The organism is Haemophilus sp. HMSC61B11, from assembly GCF_001838615.1.
In the GTDB taxonomy this organism is placed as follows: domain Bacteria; phylum Pseudomonadota; class Gammaproteobacteria; order Enterobacterales; family Pasteurellaceae; genus Haemophilus_D; species Haemophilus_D parainfluenzae_AD.
This window is the reverse complement of record NZ_KV837949.1, coordinates 15,525-33,077: the sequence shown is the minus strand read 5'-3', so window position 1 is coordinate 33,077 and position 17,553 is coordinate 15,525. Positions and strand designations below refer to the sequence as shown.

Annotated in this window: 18 protein-coding genes and 1 pseudogene; 7 read left to right on the top strand and 12 right to left on the bottom strand. The window is 37.8% G+C overall.

Going from position 1 to position 17,553, the window contains the following annotated elements; genetic code table 11:
- Positions 1-177: 177 nt before the first annotated feature.
- The 4 genes from HMPREF3263_RS00640 (at position 178) to arsB (ending at position 3,851) form a co-directional block, all read left to right on the top strand.
- On the top strand, positions 178-459 hold the full coding sequence (locus tag HMPREF3263_RS00640; RefSeq protein ID WP_005662456.1) for an ArsR/SmtB family transcription factor: 282 nt from the start codon (positions 178-180) through the stop codon (positions 457-459).
- A gap of 96 nt (positions 460-555) precedes the next feature.
- A complete protein-coding gene (gene arsD, locus HMPREF3263_RS00635) occupies positions 556-978 on the top strand; it encodes an arsenite efflux transporter metallochaperone ArsD (protein ID WP_032804084.1) in 423 nt (140 codons plus the stop codon).
- A gap of 13 nt (positions 979-991) precedes the next feature.
- Positions 992-2,722 carry an arsenical pump-driving ATPase gene (arsA, locus tag HMPREF3263_RS00630; RefSeq protein WP_032804094.1) on the top strand — a complete coding sequence of 577 codons (1,731 nt, stop codon included), beginning with the start codon at positions 992-994 and terminating at the stop codon, positions 2,720-2,722.
- Positions 2,723-2,810: 88 nt separating this feature from the next.
- Positions 2,811-3,851, top strand: a complete 1,041-nt coding sequence (gene arsB, locus HMPREF3263_RS00625) for an ACR3 family arsenite efflux transporter (protein ID WP_005698429.1) — start codon at positions 2,811-2,813, stop codon at positions 3,849-3,851.
- Between the two features lie 209 nt (positions 3,852-4,060).
- Here the strand turns inward: arsB and HMPREF3263_RS00620 are convergent, their stop codons facing one another.
- The 12 genes and pseudogenes from HMPREF3263_RS00620 to rpmH form a co-directional block, all read right to left on the bottom strand.
- Positions 4,061-4,291 carry a hypothetical protein gene (locus HMPREF3263_RS00620; protein WP_032804083.1) on the bottom strand — a complete coding sequence of 77 codons (231 nt, stop codon included), beginning with the start codon at positions 4,289-4,291 and terminating at the stop codon, positions 4,061-4,063.
- A gap of 21 nt (positions 4,292-4,312) precedes the next feature.
- Positions 4,313-5,506 carry a 23S rRNA (uracil(747)-C(5))-methyltransferase RlmC gene (rlmC, locus tag HMPREF3263_RS00615; RefSeq protein WP_070852797.1) on the bottom strand — a complete coding sequence of 398 codons (1,194 nt, stop codon included), beginning with the start codon at positions 5,504-5,506 and terminating at the stop codon, positions 4,313-4,315.
- Positions 5,503-6,546, bottom strand: a complete 1,044-nt coding sequence (gene nagZ / locus HMPREF3263_RS00610; RefSeq protein ID WP_070852796.1) for a beta-N-acetylhexosaminidase — start codon at positions 6,544-6,546, stop codon at positions 5,503-5,505. Before nagZ ends, rlmC begins: the two co-directional genes overlap by 4 nt.
- 3 nt (positions 6,547-6,549) lie before the next feature.
- Positions 6,550-6,897 carry a DUF1425 domain-containing protein gene (locus HMPREF3263_RS00605; RefSeq protein WP_005695576.1) on the bottom strand — a complete coding sequence of 116 codons (348 nt, stop codon included), beginning with the start codon at positions 6,895-6,897 and terminating at the stop codon, positions 6,550-6,552.
- Complete coding sequence (gene hinT, locus HMPREF3263_RS00600; RefSeq protein ID WP_005698444.1) at positions 6,897-7,247, bottom strand: purine nucleoside phosphoramidase; 351 nt, start codon at positions 7,245-7,247, stop codon at positions 6,897-6,899. The genes HMPREF3263_RS00605 and hinT overlap by 1 nt, the downstream gene beginning before the upstream one ends.
- A 100-nt stretch (positions 7,248-7,347) precedes the next feature.
- A complete protein-coding gene (gene ppiD / locus HMPREF3263_RS00595) occupies positions 7,348-9,225 on the bottom strand; it encodes a peptidylprolyl isomerase (RefSeq protein WP_070852795.1) in 1,878 nt (625 codons plus the stop codon).
- Between the two features lie 67 nt (positions 9,226-9,292).
- Positions 9,293-9,804: pseudogene (locus HMPREF3263_RS00590) on the bottom strand (manganese efflux pump MntP family protein).
- 10 nt (positions 9,805-9,814) lie between these two features.
- Entirely contained in the window at positions 9,815-11,173 is a 1,359-nt protein-coding gene (gene mnmE / locus HMPREF3263_RS00585) for a tRNA uridine-5-carboxymethylaminomethyl(34) synthesis GTPase MnmE (protein ID WP_049371893.1), read from the bottom strand.
- A gap of 127 nt (positions 11,174-11,300) precedes the next feature.
- A complete protein-coding gene (yidC, locus tag HMPREF3263_RS00580) occupies positions 11,301-12,929 on the bottom strand; it encodes a membrane protein insertase YidC (RefSeq protein WP_005698414.1) in 1,629 nt (542 codons plus the stop codon).
- A complete protein-coding gene (gene yidD, locus HMPREF3263_RS00575) occupies positions 12,929-13,192 on the bottom strand; it encodes a membrane protein insertion efficiency factor YidD (protein ID WP_005695569.1) in 264 nt (87 codons plus the stop codon). Before yidD ends, yidC begins: the two co-directional genes overlap by 1 nt.
- Positions 13,147-13,515: a ribonuclease P protein component gene (gene rnpA / locus HMPREF3263_RS00570; protein WP_014064016.1), complete on the bottom strand. Its 369-nt coding sequence runs from the start codon at positions 13,513-13,515 to the stop codon at positions 13,147-13,149. The genes yidD and rnpA overlap by 46 nt, the downstream gene beginning before the upstream one ends.
- Positions 13,516-13,527: 12 nt before the next feature.
- Positions 13,528-13,662, bottom strand: coding sequence for a 50S ribosomal protein L34 (gene rpmH, locus HMPREF3263_RS00565; RefSeq protein ID WP_005539760.1), 135 nt, complete (start codon positions 13,660-13,662; stop codon positions 13,528-13,530).
- A 317-nt stretch (positions 13,663-13,979) separates the two neighbouring features.
- Here rpmH and dnaA point away from each other — a divergent pair, with 317 nt between their 5' ends.
- The 3 genes from dnaA to recF are packed head-to-tail and all read left to right on the top strand — an operon-like array spanning position 13,980 to position 17,546.
- A complete protein-coding gene (gene dnaA / locus HMPREF3263_RS00555; RefSeq protein ID WP_005698434.1) occupies positions 13,980-15,347 on the top strand; it encodes a chromosomal replication initiator protein DnaA in 1,368 nt (455 codons plus the stop codon).
- Between the two features lie 10 nt (positions 15,348-15,357).
- The gene (gene dnaN / locus HMPREF3263_RS00550) at positions 15,358-16,458 is read left to right on the top strand and encodes a DNA polymerase III subunit beta (RefSeq protein ID WP_070852794.1); all 1,101 of its coding nucleotides are present in this window, start codon (positions 15,358-15,360) and stop codon (positions 16,456-16,458) included.
- A gap of 5 nt (positions 16,459-16,463) precedes the next feature.
- Complete coding sequence (gene recF / locus HMPREF3263_RS00545; protein ID WP_070852793.1) at positions 16,464-17,546, top strand: DNA replication/repair protein RecF; 1,083 nt, start codon at positions 16,464-16,466, stop codon at positions 17,544-17,546.
- The last annotated feature ends 7 nt before the right edge of the window (positions 17,547-17,553 follow it).

Below are 17,553 nucleotides of genomic sequence, written 5' to 3'. Positions count from 1 at the left end.
AAACTTATATGTTCCATGACACAAGTATATACATAAAAGAAACTAACATTAATTACAATAATATTAGATGACAAGATTATCCAGAAGCATTTTTGATATCTAACGAAATAAGACTTGTCAAGAAGAACAATTAGTGATACAAACAACACATCAAAATAATTTGATATGAAGACTTTTATGAACAGAGATTTAGTAAAAACTGCAAAGATATTTAAAGCCTTTTCAGTGGCAATTCGCCTAGAGATATTAGATTTATTAAAAAATGGGGAAGAATGTGCCTGTGTTTTACTAGAAAAACTAGATTTAACGCAATCAGGCTTGTCATACCATATGAAAATATTGATAGAGTCAGGAATTGTTACAGCAAGAGAAGAAGGCAAGTGGGTTTACTACACTATATCTGAACAAGGAAGACAAAAAATAATACAGATGTTTTTATCATCTACAGCAAGAAATTAGTTACCCTTAAGGGTAACTAAAAAAATACTCTTCACATCAAAAAAAATTGATATATTAATAATGTTTAATTCAAAAAATTGAAGAAAGGGGTAAAAAATGAAAAGAATGTCAATTTATGAACCAGCTATGTGTTGTGATACCGGTGTTTGCGGAGTTAATGTCGATCCTGAACTCGTACGTATTTCAACAGTAATTAACAACTTGAAGAAAAATGGTATCACTATTGAAAGATACAATTTATCAAGTGAGCCAATGGCATTTGTCAATAATAACAAGGTAAAAGATGCTTTGGATAAAAATGGAATCGATAGGCTGCCATTAATCCTTGTGGACGACGATATAGTCATAGAAGGCAGATATCCAAAGAATGAAGAAATAATGGAACTTTTACAAATCTCTAAAGATTATCTTGAAAGTAGTAACCAAAATGGCTGTTGTTCTTCAGGTAATGATTCTTGCTGTAGTGAAGATGAAGAACCAAATCAAGGGTGCTGTGGAAATAATAACTCTTGTTGCTAAGGGGGGATTTATTATGAAGAAATTTAATCTTCCAGATATTAAATTAACTAAATATCTATTTTTCACAGGCAAGGGAGGGGTTGGTAAAACATCTACAGCTTGTGCAACAGCAGTGGCTTTAGCAGATGAAGGAAAGAAAGTACTACTTATTAGTACAGACCCTGCTTCAAATCTTCAAGATGTTTTTGAAACAGAATTAGACGGTAAAGCAAAACCAATCAAAGGCGTAGATAATTTAGAAGTAATCAATCTAGATCCATTGGAAGCGGCACATAACTATAAAGAAAGTGTAGTTGGACCTTTTAGAGGCAAATTGCCTGATTCTGTTATTGAGAACATGGAAGAACAGCTATCTGGATCTTGTACAGTAGAGATTGCTGCCTTTAATGAGTTTTCTAATTTCATTACAAATTCTAAGCTCAATACAGACTATAACCATATTATATTTGATACAGCACCTACAGGTCATACCCTTAGAATGTTACAACTTCCTTCTGCTTGGACTGATTTTATCAGTGAAAGTACGCATGGCGCATCCTGTTTAGGACAGTTATCAGGATTAGATACTAAAAAAGAAACCTATAAAAAGGCAGTTGAAAATTTATCAGATAAGAGTTTAACAACCCTAGTATTAGTTACAAGGTCTGATAAAACACCACTTAATGAGGTAGCCAGAGCATCAAAGGAGCTATCTGAGATTGGAATAAAAAATCAAATATTAGTGATTAATGGTGTCTTAGAAAATTATGATGATGACTTATCTGAAAATATATTTAACAAACAAAAGTTAGCCCTTGAAAATATGCCAGAGATGTTAACTGAGTTTGATACCTATACAATTGCCTTGAGATCATACAACATTACTGGAATTGACTCTATAAGAAATCTCCTTAAGAAGGATCAAATAAATGAACAAAAAGTGGAAGTAAAAGGCAAACTCTTTAATTTAGATGATGTTGTTAGTGATCTTGTAAAAAATAATAGAAAAGTAATCTTTACTATGGGCAAGGGCGGTGTAGGAAAGACTACTATTGCATCTTCTGTTGCCCTCAAACTAAGCAAACTTGGTAAAAAGGTACACCTGGCTACAACAGATCCCGCTGACCATATCAAATTTATGATAGATAGTTCAAGTGGAATATCTATGAGTCATATTGATGAAAAAGAAGAATTAAAAAAATATCAAGATGAAGTACTTGGAAATGCAAGAAAAACAATGAGTGAGGATGATGTAGCTTACATTGAGGAAGATTTAAGATCACCATGTACACAGGAAATAGCTGTATTTAGAGCTTTTGCAGAGCTCGTGGAAAAAGCAGACGATGAAATAGTGGTGATTGATACTGCTCCTACGGGTCATACCTTGTTATTATTAGACTCAACTTTAAGTTATCATCAAGAAGTTCAAAGAACACAAGGACAGGTACCTGAATCTGTAAAAAACTTGTTACCTAGATTAAGGGGAGAGGAAACAGAAGTATTAATCGTTAGCTTGGCGGAGGCTACCCCATTTTATGAGGCATATCGATTAGAAGAAGATCTAACAAGGGCATCAATTCATACAAATTGGTGGATTGTTAATTCATCCTTGTATAAAGCAAATCCTAGTAACAAGATGTTATCTGCTAAAGTAAATGAAGAAGTTAAGTGGATTAACAAGATATTAGATCATACTTCAGGAAAACTAGCCGTCATTGAATGGACAAAAGAAGACCTTTGTGGTGACAAACTTTATCAGATATAGGGGAAAAAATGATGAAGAGTTTAAAAACCATTAAAGCGATTGAAAGTAAGGTTCATAAATTAATTGAGAAAGTTGAGGATATTTAGGAATGAAGAAAATAAATGGAATTGGTTTTTTTGAGAAAAACCTGACTTTTTGGGTGTTAATTTGTATGGTAATAGGCATATTTATTGGGAAATATTTTCCTGCTATTCCAGATTGGTTAGGAAAATTTGAGTTCTACAATGTGTCTATACCAACAACAATTTTACTTTGGATAATGATTTATCCAATGATGTTGAAAATTGATTTTAAGAGTATAAAAGACATAGGAAAAAATCCTAAAGGTCTATTTATTACATGGTTTGTAAATTGGATCATTAAGCCACTCACTATGTATTTAATCGCTTCCTTATTTTTCTTTATTATTTATAAAGGATTTATTAATAAGGAATTGGCATCAGAATATTTAGCTGGGGCGGTTTTACTCGGAGCTGCACCATGTACCGCAATGGTATTTGTATGGAGCAAGTTAACAAGAGGTGATAGTGGTTATACCTTAGTACAGGTAGCTAGTAACGACTTAATTATTTTGATTGCATATATACCAATTGTGAGCTTCTTATTAAAGGTTGGAGATATAAATATTCCATGGGGAACACTTTTATTGTCCATTGTATTATTTATTGTTGTTCCTCTTATTTTAAGCATGGTAACTAGAAGTATAATCATTAAAAATAAAGGGGAAGACTACCTAAATAAAACTTTTATCCCTGCATTTGATAAATACACTATGATGGGATTATTGTTGACGTTAATTATAATATTTTCATTTCAAGGACAGAAGATATTGGATCAGCCACTAGATATTATCCTTATTGCAATTCCTTTGATAATTCAAACTTTGTTTATATTTGCAATAACATTTTTCATGGCATATTTAGCAAAGCTACCATATTCAATTGCAGCGCCATGTGGCATGATTGGTGCATCTAACTTTTTTGAGCTGTCTGTTGCAGTTTCTATATCTCTATTTGGGCTAGTATCAGGAGCTACGCTAACAACTGTAGTAGGTGTTCTGGTTGAGGTTCCTGTTATGTTAGCCTTGGTAAAGTTTGCCAATTCTATGGAAAATAAATTTAATCGTTGAATATGAGTTAAAACTGCTAACAACAATCAAGTAGTGTTAATTTACAAAATGCTAGATCAGATATATGTCCTAGAGTGTCTATCTATAGTCTGTGGTACTATATAATCAGCAAGAAATATAATATAAGCCTTGGAGGGAAACCTTCAGGGCTTTTCTTATACCCATTAGGATATGGAAGGATTACCAAGAAAACCAAAGCGACCTTGCGCTTAAATCATTTTGAAATGTCTTAACGCATCCATGATAGCTTCTTCTTTTTCAGGTATACATTGTGGAATAACCTGTTTCTCTTTTTGCGATTTATTATAATGCTCCCTCAGTACAATTCCACATTTCTTTTTGATTTGTGCTATATACAATGTAGAAACCTTAAATTCAAATTTCCCCAGTACATACTCTTTAATTTGCTCATAAGTAGCCTTGCTCTCAGCACTTGTCAAATCAAGTTAATCAAGCTCTATTTAAACACTTATATGTTCATCGACATTAAGTTTGGACAATAATGCTAGCGTCTCATAATGTGCTGTATGCGGGAACATATCAAATAATTGAATTTGAGTAAGTTTATAATTGGTTAGATGCTGCAAATCTTTTCCCATGGAAATCGCGTTACAGCTGGAATAAAGAATAAAGTGCGGTTGCATTTCATTGAGAAATTCAGCGAGTTCCTTTCCGATGCCTCGACGAGGTGGGTTGACGATCACCAAATCAGGTTTATTTTCATCTTGTGCTAAAGCAAAATGAGCCGCATCCAATGATTGAAATTTAACGTTATTTAGCCCTAACACTTGAGCGGATTGAGTCGCCGCTTGAATAGCGGATGGTGAAATTTCAATCCCTGTCAATTCTACTTCTTGTTGATGTTTATCCTGTAAAGCTTTAGCGCAATGAAGTCCAAAACCTCCAACGCCACAAAAGAGATCCCAAAGTTTAGTAATGGGCAAATCTTGCACCCAATCTTGTGCCGTTGCATATAACCCTTGTGCGATAAGTGGATTCGTTTGGAAGAAACCTTGAGGGCGAATAAAGAGCGGAATACCGTTAAAGCTTTCTGATAAGATGTGCTGATCCGTTAAAAAGATTTCTTTCTCACCTTCTAAGATTGCGGCGTGTTGAGGTTGGATATTCACACTCACCACTTCAAGTTGTGGCAATTTTTCCAATAAGCCTTCAAATTCACGTTGAATTAACGGCAATTTAGTTTCTGAACGTAATACAAAACGCAACATCAATTTTTTTGTATGTTGGCTTTCTGTAAGCAGAATATATTTGAGCTCACCTTTTTGTTTAGCCACGTTATAAGGGACTAAACCAGCACGCCCAATAAAATCTTTTAGAATCGGGAATAGCTCTGCAAAACGTTGTGGATAAAGCGGACAATCACATAAATCTACCGCACTTTGAGGATCATTCGGGTCTTGTAAAATACCTAGAATGGGACGTTCCACCGCGCCACTTACAACCATCTTCGCTTTATTACGAAAGGCAGACTCGGAGGAAAAAAATGGCGGATGGCAAATTAAATTATTACAATCTAATTTGGCAAGTTGTTGCTTAAGATGCTCTTCTTTCTTGGCGAGTTGCTGTTCATAAGGCATTTCAAGCCATTGACAAGAACGGCAATCGCCCTTTTGATAATGGTGGCAATCAATCATTTAGAAGCAAGCCACTCTTGTTGAAGTGCGGTCAGTTTTTGATGATTTTCAATCCAACGTGAAGTTTTGGTGAGAGCTGACCAATCAAAGGATTTTTGTTTAAAGAGCGATTTCAAGCGAGCTTCGCGGGCTGCAAAATGCTCTGTGGTTTCCTCTAACTTCAGATTATCAAGCACTTGAATGACACCTTCACGTTCATTACAAAGCAATAATAAGTCACAACCAGCATTCAAGGCTTTTTCACTGCGAGCCACAAAATCGCCCATAAAACCAGCTCCCTTCATGCCTAAATCATCAGAGAAAATTGCCCCCTGGAAGCCCAGCTGTTTACGCAAAATTTCTTTTAACCAATAACTCGAACCACTTGCTGGTTGACTATCACATTGTGCATAAATCACATGAGCCGGCATAATCGCATCGAGCTTACTCTGTTGAATTAATTGCTGGAATGGCAAAATATCATGATTAAAAATCACGTCTTTTGCTCGCTCATCATAAGGCGTTTCAAGATGAGAATCAGCTAAAACATGACCATGTCCTGGGAAATGTTTTCCTGTTGTTGCCATGCCTGCTTGGTGCATACCATCAATAAAAGCAGCCGCCAAATTGACCGCACTTTTTACATCACAGCCAAAGCTGCGATCGCCAATCGCACGACATTCATGCCCCAAATCCAACACCGGGGCAAAACTCAAATCGATATCTAGCGCCACCATTTCAGCCGCCATTTGCCAGCCCGCTTCTTTTGCTATTTGCTGTTGCTGAGTTGAATCCTCAACTAATACCGCAAAAGCCTGCATCGCAGGGAGCTGAGTGAAACCTTCACGGAAACGTTGCACGCGACCACCTTCCTGATCGACCGTGATCAATAAAGGCTTTTTCACTCGTTGACGAATGGATTTGATTAGCGCTTGAACTTGCTGACGATCATAAAAATTGCGGGTAAATAAAATCAAACCGGCAACTAAAGGATGTTCCAGTAATTCAACTTCTTCTTGTTTGAGTTCATGACCTTCAAGGTCAATTAATAATGTGGACATAAACTATTGTAAATAAAGACGATAATTGGTGCTTTCTGTGCTTGGTTTTGGTAGTTCAAACACTTTCTTTTCTTGCGGTTGCAATAAAATATTGCCTGATTGGCTTTCTTGCTGATTTGGCCAAACTTGCGTTACACCTTGTGTGTTATACCAATAAAGATGGTAAAGCACATTGAGCTGTTGCGTAGTTTTATTTTTTAAAGCCGCGGTATTATCCGACAAATCGACATCTAAAGCCGGTGCTAAATTTGCCGCCATATTTAAAATTGGCTTATTGGTTCCCACAATATTTGGTGTAGATGAACAAGCAGTTAAAAATAATACCGTTGCTGTAATGAGGATCTTTTTCATTATTTCGCCAACATTCTACCTAAAGGTTCACCACCAACAAGATGCATATGGATATGGAATACTTCTTGTCCACCGTGTTTATTACAGTTCACGATTAAACGATAACCGTCTTCGGCAATACCTTCTTCTTTAGCGATTTTAGCCGCGACCGTAAATAAGCGACCTAAGGTGACTTCATCTTGTTCTGTCACATCATTAACCGTTGGAATGACTTTATTTGGGATAATCAAAATATGGATTTTCGCTTGCGGTGAAATATCTCGGAATGCGGTCACTAATTCATCTTGATAAACAATATTGGCAGGGATTTCTTTGCGAATAATTTTGCTGAAAATGGTTTCTTGAGCCATAGTCTTCTCCTTGTTTTATATAAAAAAGTGCGGTCAAAATTTACCGCACTTTGCTTTTATTTTCCATCAGAAATTGATGATGAATGACATTTCAATCGGCTTAGTGAGCCGCACCTTCTTCTGAATCATCTTGATTAATAAAGCTGGTATTAATCTCGATTTGTGCTTTTTCACGCAATGCTTGCATTAACTGTCCTTGCAATTCACCTTGACGTGCACGAACAAGTTGCGTGCTAAATTTCGCTAATTCTTGCTCACTTAAAGTAGGTTCTTCTACACGTTCAAGGGCAACCACAACCACATCACCTTTGCTGTTCCAAGCAACTTGATACGCCGCTTTACCATCTTGTGGTTTAGCAATAGCAAACACACCTTCATAAAGCATTGGATCTTTATTATCCATTAGCGTAAAGGTTTGTGGTTCACTAAAACTAATGCCTGCTGGTAATTTTGTAGAATCAGTAGATAGTGCTTTAACCGCTTGCTCTGCTTTTTCAGTCAATACTTTATCGGCTTTTTCACGTTTTAAGAATTGCTCAATCGTTGATTTTGCTTTATCAAGGCTTTGTAAACCTTCATCTTTGTGATCCACGACACGTACCACTACAAATTCATTTTCACCTACAGTTAATGGCTCAGAATTTGCACCACCGTTTGCAATATCAGATTCAAAAATAGCAGAAGTCACATTTGGGAAATTTAATGCCGCAGGGACATTATTTTTACCAAAGTAATCCGTTTCTTCTACTTTCACACTTACCGCTTCAGCTACCGCAGCTAAAGAATCGCTGCTTTCTGCTGCTTTTTCACGAACCGCTTTTTCTACCGCTTGGAAGCGGCTTTCTGCTAAGTTTTTACGCACAGTATCCGCGATTTGTTCTTTCACATCTTCTAAAGTACGTTCTTTACGATCTTGCACTAAAATAATATGGTAAGCCCCATCCACATTAACCGGTGTGCTGTATTGGCCTACATTTAATAATAATGCTGCATCTTCAAAGTTTTTCGGTAATTCGTTGTCTTTTACCCAACCTAGTTCACCGCCTTGAGCACCAGAAAGTTTATCTAGAGATTTTGTTTTTGCTAACTCAGCAAAATCAGCGCCTTTTTGCAGTTCTTGATAAACAGCATCCGCTTCTTTCTCCGTTGATAATTGAATATGTGCTAATTTTTGGCTAATGAATTGCGCTTTATTTTCTTGATAATATTGCGCAATTTGTGTATCAGTTACTGGTTGTAATTTACCTAATGCATTTGCTGAAACACTAATATATTGCACTTTCGCTTGTTCAGGTTGAACAAGTGACTTCGCATTCGCATCGTAATACGCTTTAATTTCTTCGTCCGTTACTTTTTGTTTTGCAATTTCATCGGCTAATGGAAGTGTCGCAAGACGAGCGATACGTTTTTGGAAAAAGACTTGTGCGTTATCTTTTACTTGAGCTGGCACAACAAATTCACTGTCAGCCAAACCGTTTTGCATTTGTTCAAGTGTTAATGCATTACGTAAAATAGCCGCATAAGTATCTGATGTTAAACCATTTTGAGTCAATAATTGTTGATAGCGTGCGTTATCAAATTTACCGTTAGATTGTAAGTTAGGATCGCTTACAATCGCACGTTTGATCATGTCGTCACTTACACCTAATTTTAATTCTTTCGCATATTGACGGATTAATTCTTGATCCACTAAACGTTGAATTAAATTTTGACGAAGTGCGGTCACAAATTCCGCTGAGTCAGTTTTCGCTAAGAAATTTTCGCCTTCTTGTTGTGCTCGCGCTTCAAACTCTTGGTTGTAACGATTTAAAAAATCTTGTTGAGAGATAGTTTCGCCATTTACTTTTGCAGCAAAACTCTCGTTGCCACCATACAAATAGCCTGACATCCCACCGATTAAAAATGAAACTGGAAGTAAAGCAAAGATCGCTTTCCCGATAAAGCTATGGGCGACGCCATGCATTTTTTCAATTAACATTCAATTATTACCCTTTTAAAAAAGACAAAGTTCGTAAGATTATAATCTAAAAGGCGAAAATTCGCACTTAAAAAACACCATGTTCGTGTAGGATTTTCACAGCTATGACTAATAACACTAAACCGCCAAAAATCTCTGCTTTGCTTTTGAATTTTTTCCCTAAAAAATGACCGCTCTTTACACCAATAAAAGAGATGACAAAGGTGATTAAACCAATGATAAATACAGCCAACACAATGTCTACGGAAAGAAAAGCAAAAGAGACACCAACGGCTAACGCATCAATGAGAGCGCAGGTTCATCATCTGAACTCACCCCTTCACGAATCATATTCACACCAATAAGCACAAGTAAAGCAAAGGCAATCCAATGGTCCCAATTTTGAATCATCTGACTAAATTGTAGCCCGACAACATAGCCGATTGCCGGCATAATGCCTTGAAATAGTCCAAAACAGCATGCAATGGCAAGCGCTTGTTTCCACCGAAAAGCGCGCATTGCCAAACCTTTGGAAATGGATACTGCAAACGCATCCATCGAAAGACCAAGCGCAATGACCCACAACATATGAAAAGTCATAACCTAAAACCTATTTTCCAATACAGAAAGAACTGAAAATATTCCCGAGTAAATCATCCGAGGTAAATTGCCCCGTAATTTCACTGAGGTTAGCTTGTACTAAACGAAGTTCTTCCGCTAACAATTCACCAGCATGAAACTCGGTTAATTGAACTAATCCAATTTGTAAATGTTCGGCCGCTTTTTCTAAAGCATCAAGATGACGACGACGTGCTAAGAAGCCACCTTCCATCCCTGTTTGGAAACCCATCGCCTGTTTTAAATGCTCACGTAATAAATCTACGCCTTGATGCGTTTGAGCCGATAAACAAACGGTCGTTGTTCCATTTTCTTCTTTTAGTCCAACTGTCTCGCCGCTTAAATCTACTTTATTGCGGACAATGGTCACCGGCATATTATTTGGCAATTTTGATAAAAATTCTGACCGCACTTTTTCAATATGTTGGCTATCAGGATCGCTGCTGTCCAACATCAAAATTATACGATCGGCTTGCTCAATTTCAGTCCACGCACGCGAGATGCCGATACGTTCAACTTCGTCTGTCGCTTCACGAAGTCCTGCAGTATCAATAATATGTAAAGGCATGCCATCAATATGAATATGCTCACGCAATACATCGCGCGTCGTTCCCGCAATATCTGTCACAATAGCCGCTTCTCTGCCCGCTAAAGCATTCAGTAAGCTGGATTTACCCGCATTTGGACGACCCGCAATCACCACTTTCATCCCTTCACGTAAAATCGAGCCTTGTTTCGCTTCGCTACGGACTAAATCAAGTTGATTAATAATTTCTCGTAATTTTGCTTCAATTTTACCGTCTGCCAAGAAGTCAATTTCTTCATCGGGGAAATCAATCGACGCTTCCACATAAGTACGAAGATAAATGACGGAATCCACCAACTGATTCACTTTATTAGAAAATTCACCTTGTAATGATTTTAATGCCGAACGAGCGGCTTGCTCCGAAGTGGCATCAATCAAATCTGCAATAGCTTCTGCTTGAGCTAAATCTAATTTATCGTTTAAAAAAGCCTGTTCTGAAAATTCACCTGGACGCGCAAGACGAACACCATCAAGTTGTAAGATTCGTTTTAGCAACAAATCTAATACTACTTGGCCGCCATGACCTTGTAATTCCAATACATCTTCACCAGTAAAGGAATTTGGTGATTTAAAATAAAGCGCAATGCCTTGATCTAATACTGTGCCATCGGCATCTTTAAAAGGTAAATAGTCTGCCATTCTTGGTTTAGGGCATTTACCTAGTACAGCTTGTGCCACTTCAAGGGCTTTCGGGCCTGATACACGCAAAATACCAATACCGCCACGTCCTGGCGCAGTCGCTTGTGCGACGATTGTTTCTTTCATAAAAACTCACTAAAAATTGACCGCACTTTTATCTGCGATTAAAAAATGAGAGGGCGCATTAATACGCCCATGTGATCATATATCAATCAATGATAGAAAAAAGGCATCTTTCGATGCCTTCTATCTGTTATTTTTTACGGGTATGTAACCCTTTTTTCTCTAAACCACGGTAGATCATTTGTTGTTGTACGATAGTGATTAAGTTAGACACTAACCAGTAAAGTACTAGACCTGCCGGGAACCAGAGGAAGAAGAACATGAAGATCAACGGCATGAAATTCATCACTTTTTGTTGCATTGGATCTGCAACTGGTGTCGGTGACATTTTTTGCAACAAGAACATTGATCCGCCCATTAAGATTGGGAGAATGTAGTAAGGGTCTTGTGCCGATAAATCTTGAATCCAGCCAAAGAATGGCGCATGACGAAGTTCAACGGCTTCCATAAACGTCCAATATAATGCAATGAAAATTGGCATTTGGAGGATTAATGGTAAGCAACCGCCAAGTGGATTTACTTTTTCTTCCTTGTAAAGTTTCATCATTTCTTGGCTCATACGTTGGCGATCATCACCAAAACGTTCGCGCATTTCTTGCATTTTCGGTTGCAACATACGCATTTTCGCCATAGAAGTGTATTGTGCTTTTGTGAGCGGATATAAAATCGCTTTCACTACTAAGGTTACACAAATAATTGCCACACCCCAGTTAGATACAATACTTTGAATAAAGGTTAATAACCAGAATAATGGTTTCGCAATAAACCATGCCCAACCGTAATCAACGGTTAAGTCTAAGTGGTTAGCCACTTCAGCCATTTTGTTTTGTAATTTTGGCCCCGTCCATAATGAGCTGGTAATTGTTTCTGTTGCACCCGCGGGAATAGATACCACTGGACCACGATAACCAATAGACGCAACGTTATTTTTGCTGTCTGTAATACTATAAAGTTGGTTATTTACATCTTGATTTGGGATCCAAGCTGATACGAAATAGTGTTGTAAAACAGCAACCCAACCTGCTTTGGTATCGATAGAAAGATTTTTGTCTTTCATATCGCTGAAGCTGTATTTTTTGTAATTTGTTTCAGAAGAAGAATACGCACCACCGGTATAAGTAGGCATTGCCACGTTACCGCTGCTTTCAACTAATGTATGTTTTAATTGGCCATAAGGTTCAACTTCAATTGCGCTACCACTTTGGTTCACAATTTCAAAGTTAACCCCTACATCGTAGCTATCGCGTTTTAGCACAAAGATTTTACGATAAGTGACACCATCTTTTTCAAATGTTAATGGCACAGAAAGTTCATTTTGACCTTCTGCTAATTTGAAATTATCACCAGTCACTTGATATTGCGCGCGACCTGCTTTTGTATCGATCCCGTTTTTACCGATTAAGCCGCTTTGAGCAATGTAAACATGATCGTTTGTATCTTTTAACAAGACAAAAGGTTCTTTTGAACCTAATTCTACATCATATTTTAATAATTCAGAACTGATTACATCACCACCTAATGTATCCACTTTCAAACGGAATACATCATTTTCTAATGTGATAATTTGACCTTTTGTTTGTGAATCTGCTACTACTTCAGCAGATGAAGAAGAACTTGCCGGGACATCAGAAGAGGCGGCTGTTGTTTGTTCCGTAGTCTGTTGTTGAACAGGTGGATTTTTATCAAGTTGCCATTGCTGATAAACAAGGAAAGAAATAAAGAGTAGTGCAAGCACTAATAGGCTACGTCTTGAGTCCATTATTTTTTCTCATCGTTATTATTAATCTTTTTCGGCGGAACAGGATCGAATCCACCGGCGCTTAAGGGGTGACATTTTAATACACGTTTTAGCGTAAGCCAACTACCTTTTAATAATCCATGTGTTTTTAACGCCTCAATACCATAACAAGAACAGGTTGGTACAAAACGACAACGCGGCCCGATTAAAGGGCTAATCGCTACTTGATAAAACTTAATTAAAGCGATGAGGATTTTTGTGCCAAACGAATGTGACGTGCCCATAATTTATCCAAAGTTTGTAAAAACGTTTGATTATCAAGCTGACCAATACCACGTTTCGCCACAAAGACAAAGTCACAAGAAGGCAAATTATGTTGGGATAAACGAAAACTTTCACGAACTAAACGTTTAATACGATTACGATCATGCGCTCGTTTAAGATGTTTTTTAGCCACAGTTAAACCTAAGCGTGGATGCTCAAGATTATTTTTGCGTGCGAGAATGGTAATTTCAGGGGTGCTTGCTCGAAATGGTTGTTCGAAGACATTTTTGAATTGAGTGGGAGTTAACAATCGTAACTCCCGAGAGAAGTTTAGCTTAATCACTAAAAGAGGTGATTATGCAGATAAACTTTTACGACCTTTAGCACGACGACGAGCTAAAACTTGACGGCCGTTTTTAGTTGCCATACGAGCACGGAAACCGTGAGTGCGGCTACGTTTTAATACAGAAGGTTGAAATGTACGTTTCATTGTAATCTACCTAAATCAAAATGGTTTACTGTTTTGATATTCAAAACACAACAAGGGTTATAAAAAATAGACCGCAATTTTAATCATAAATTGGGCTTTCGTCAAATAAGAAAAGAGAAAATTCCGAAATAATCTTCCGTTTCTTCTAAAATCGTGGGGATTATACGGATTTTGGGCAAAATCTCAAGCAACCTTTTTGTCTTTTTTTGATGACCAATAGAAGATCTTTTGCCTAAATTATTGTAAAATTCTCTTCGATTTTTAACCGCACTTTTTTGGCTTTTATTTATACGCATATAACATAAGGATAATTTATCGTGAGCCTTTCTACCCTATGGCAAGATTGCTTATCACAACTACAAGATCAAGTTTCTCCGATGGATCTCAGCACTTGGTTGCGTCCACTACAAGCGGATGTCATCTCGCAAGATCAAGTGGTGTTATATGCGTCAAATATGTTTGTGAAAAGCTGGGTGGAAAATCACTACTTGGCCCAAATTCATCAAATTTGCCAAGCCCTTGCTAAAAATCCAAATTTACAAATTATTGTAAAAGAAGGGGTAAAACCCGCTCCAAAAGTGGCTGAACCGTCCCAGACTCAAACATCTAATCATCAAGAAAGTGCGGTCAGTTTTCAGCAAGAATCTGATGCGACAACTAAATTTGAATCACATCTAAATCGTAAGCATTTATTTGAAAACTTTGTTGAAGGTAAATCAAACCAACTCGCTCGTGCTGTCGGTCAAAAACTCGCCCTCGCACCAGGTGAACCAACGGCAAACCCATTCTTTTTATATGGTGGAACAGGTTTAGGTAAAACCCACTTATTACACGCAATCGGCAATGGCATTTTAGCGAATAAACCGAATGCCCGCGTGCTTTATATCCATGCTAATAACTTTATGCAGCACATGGTAAAAGCGATGCGTGATAATAAAATGGATCAATTCAAAAAATTCTATCGTTCTCTTGATGCATTATTAGTGGATGATATTCAATTCTTTGCGGAGAAAGAAAAAACACAAGAAGAATTTTTCCATATTTTCAATAACTTATTTGAAACTGGTCGTCAAATCATTTTGACTTCTGACCGCTATCCAAAAGAAATTGAGAAAATTGAAGAACGCCTAAAATCTCGTTTTGGTTGGGGTTTAACCACGGCGATTGAACCACCTGATTTAGAAACCCGTGTTGCGATTTTGCTGAAAAAAGCAGAAGAACATCATATGGAGCTGCCAGAAGAAGTGGCATTCTTTATTGCACAACGCTTACGCACCAACGTTCGTGAATTAGAAGGTGCACTAAACCGTGTGAAAGCGATGCAAGACTTCAAAGGGGGTCACATTGATATTGATTTTGTGCGTGACACATTAAAAGATATTCTCGCCTTACAAGAACGTTTGGTAACCATTGAAAATATTCAGAAAGTCGTGGCAGAATACTATCGAATTAAAGTGGCTGACTTAAAATCAAAAAGCAGAGCAAGATCCGTCACTCGTCCACGCCAAGTTGCCATGGCGTTAGCAAAAGAATTAACCAATAAAAGCTTACCGGAAATTGGTCGTGCCTTTGAACGCGACCATACGACAGTCTTAAATGCCTGCCGTGAAGTGCCAAAATTCCGTGAAAAAGACAGCAGTATTCAAGAAGATTGGGCGAATTTAATTCGCACATTATCTGCATAAGGAGCCAATGATGCAATTTAGCATTTCAAGAGAAAATCTACTAAAACCCTTACAGCAAGTTTGTGGCGTATTAAGCAATCGTCCGAATATTCCTGTATTAAATAACGTGTTATTACAAATTGAAGATAACTGTTTAACGATTACAGGTACAGACCTTGAAGTTGAGCTTTCTAGCTATACTCAACTTTCGTCTTCAACGGCAGATGGTGCATTCACCATTCCGGCTAAAAAATTCTTGGATATTTGCCGTACATTATCAGATGAATTTGAAATTACCGTTACCTTTGAAGAAGATCGCGCCATTGTAGAATCTGGTCGCAGTAAGTTTAATCTCACTACTCTGCCCGCTGAAGAATATCCAAATCTAACGGATTGGCAATCTGAAGTGGATTTTGCCTTACCGCAAAGCACCTTACGTCGCTTAATTGAAGCAACCCAATTTTCAATGGCAAATCAGGATGCCCGCTATTTCTTAAACGGCATGAAATTTGAAACCGAAGGTAATTTACTACGTACTGTTGCAACTGACGGTCACCGTCTTGCTGTTTGTACGATTGAATTAGATCAAGATCTGCAAACTCATTCGGTTATTCTGCCACGTAAAGGGGTATTAGAACTGAATCGCCTATTAGAAAGCAGTGATGAACTTGCTCGTTTGCAAATTGGTACAAATAATCTTCGTATCCACTTAAACCACATTGTATTTACCTCAAAACTCATTGATGGTCGCTTCCCTGATTACCGTCGTGTTTTACCACGTAATGCAACGCGTATCGTAGAAGGAAACTGGGAAACCTTAAAACAAGCTTTTGTACGTGCTTCGATTCTTTCAAATGAACGTGTACGTAGTGTGCGTTTAAACTTAAGTGAAAACCAACTTAAAATTACCGCATCTAACCCTGAACACGAAGTGGCAGAAGAAATCGTGGATGTAAATTACCAAGGTGAAGAAATGGAAGTGGGTTTTAATGTGACTTACATTTTAGACGTATTGAATGCTTTAAAATGCCAACAAGTACGTATCCGCCTCACAGATGCGTCATCAAGCTGCTTAATTGAAAACAGCCAAGATGCAAGCGCAGAATACGTCATTATGCCAATGCGCCTCTAGAAATAATGGCCATTTCCCGCTTAATTGTTGAAAAATTTAGAAATTTAAATGCCGTGGATCTTGAATTTGATCACGGCTTTAACTTTTTAGTCGGCAATAACGGCAGCGGAAAAACGAGCTTATTAGAAGCTATTTTTTATCTCGGGCATGGTCGCTCTTTCAAAAGTGCGGTCTCAAATCGCATCATTTCTTACGACGAACCTCATTTCACGCTTTTTGGCCAAATTCAAGAAAGCCAGCATCAATGGGCTGTTGGCTTACAAAAACTTCGTCAAGGTAATACCATCGCGAAAATAAACGGTGAAGACGGCAATAAAATTGCTGATCTCGCTCACCTTTTACCCATGCAATTAATTACGCCTGAAGGACTTACCCTATTAAATGGCGGACCTAGTTTTCGACGTGCATTTTTAGATTGGGGCTTATTCCACCACCATAATAGTTTCCATTCCTCTTGGGTTGCCTTAAACCGTTTATTAAAACAACGAAATGCCGCACTCAGTCAAAATCAGCCTTATTCTGCAATAAAAATATGGGACATTGAATTAGCTAAATTAGCCCACCAAGTGAGTGATTGGCGAGCTGAATACGCAGAGGCCTTACGCCCAGAAATTGAAAAAACCTGCCAGTTATTTTTACCTGAATTAGAGATTACTGTGAGTTTTCATCAAGGCTGGGAGAAAGAGACAGAATATGGCGAATTACTGGCGCAAAACTTTGAGCGAGACAAAGCCATTGGCTATACGGTTTCAGGTCCACAAAAAGCCGATTTCCGTTTTAAAGCAAATGGATTACCGGTTGAAGATGTACTCTCTCGTGGCCAATTGAAATTATTGATGTGTGCGCTACGCTTAGCGCAAGGTGAACATTTAATGATTCAAAAACAACGCCATTGTATCTTTCTAATTGATGACTTTGCCTCAGAGTTGGATCAGCATAAACGCGCCCTGCTTGCGGAACGCTTGCAACAAAGTGGTTCTCAGGTCTTTGTTACTGCCATCACTCAAGGGCAACTCAAAGAAATGCAAGTAGAAAAAGGAAAATTGTTCCAAGTAGATACCGGTAAGATCTCCGAGCTGCAGCCATAAAAAATAA

Coding starts and splice junctions, on each gene's coding strand:
- HMPREF3263_RS00640 (WP_005662456.1), top strand. CDS start 178: ATGAACAGAGATTTAGTAAAAACTGCAAAGATATTTAAAGCCTTTTCA.
- arsD (WP_032804084.1), top strand. CDS start 556: ATGAAAAGAATGTCAATTTATGAACCAGCTATGTGTTGTGATACCGGT.
- arsA (WP_032804094.1), top strand. CDS start 992: ATGAAGAAATTTAATCTTCCAGATATTAAATTAACTAAATATCTATTT.
- arsB (WP_005698429.1), top strand. CDS start 2,811: ATGAAGAAAATAAATGGAATTGGTTTTTTTGAGAAAAACCTGACTTTT.
- rlmC (WP_070852797.1), bottom strand. CDS start 5,506: ATGATTGATTGCCACCATTATCAAAAGGGCGATTGCCGTTCTTGTCAA.
- nagZ (WP_070852796.1), bottom strand. CDS start 6,546: ATGTCCACATTATTAATTGACCTTGAAGGTCATGAACTCAAACAAGAA.
- HMPREF3263_RS00605 (WP_005695576.1), bottom strand. CDS start 6,897: ATGAAAAAGATCCTCATTACAGCAACGGTATTATTTTTAACTGCTTGT.
- hinT (WP_005698444.1), bottom strand. CDS start 7,247: ATGGCTCAAGAAACCATTTTCAGCAAAATTATTCGCAAAGAAATCCCT.
- ppiD (WP_070852795.1), bottom strand. CDS start 9,225: ATGTTAATTGAAAAAATGCATGGCGTCGCCCATAGCTTTATCGGGAAA.
- mnmE (WP_049371893.1), bottom strand. CDS start 11,173: ATGAAAGAAACAATCGTCGCACAAGCGACTGCGCCAGGACGTGGCGGT.
- yidC (WP_005698414.1), bottom strand. CDS start 12,929: ATGGACTCAAGACGTAGCCTATTAGTGCTTGCACTACTCTTTATTTCT.
- yidD (WP_005695569.1), bottom strand. CDS start 13,192: ATGGGCACGTCACATTCGTTTGGCACAAAAATCCTCATCGCTTTAATT.
- rpmH (WP_005539760.1), bottom strand. CDS start 13,662: ATGAAACGTACATTTCAACCTTCTGTATTAAAACGTAGCCGCACTCAC.
- dnaN (WP_070852794.1), top strand. CDS start 15,358: ATGCAATTTAGCATTTCAAGAGAAAATCTACTAAAACCCTTACAGCAA.
- recF (WP_070852793.1), top strand. CDS start 16,464: ATGGCCATTTCCCGCTTAATTGTTGAAAAATTTAGAAATTTAAATGCC.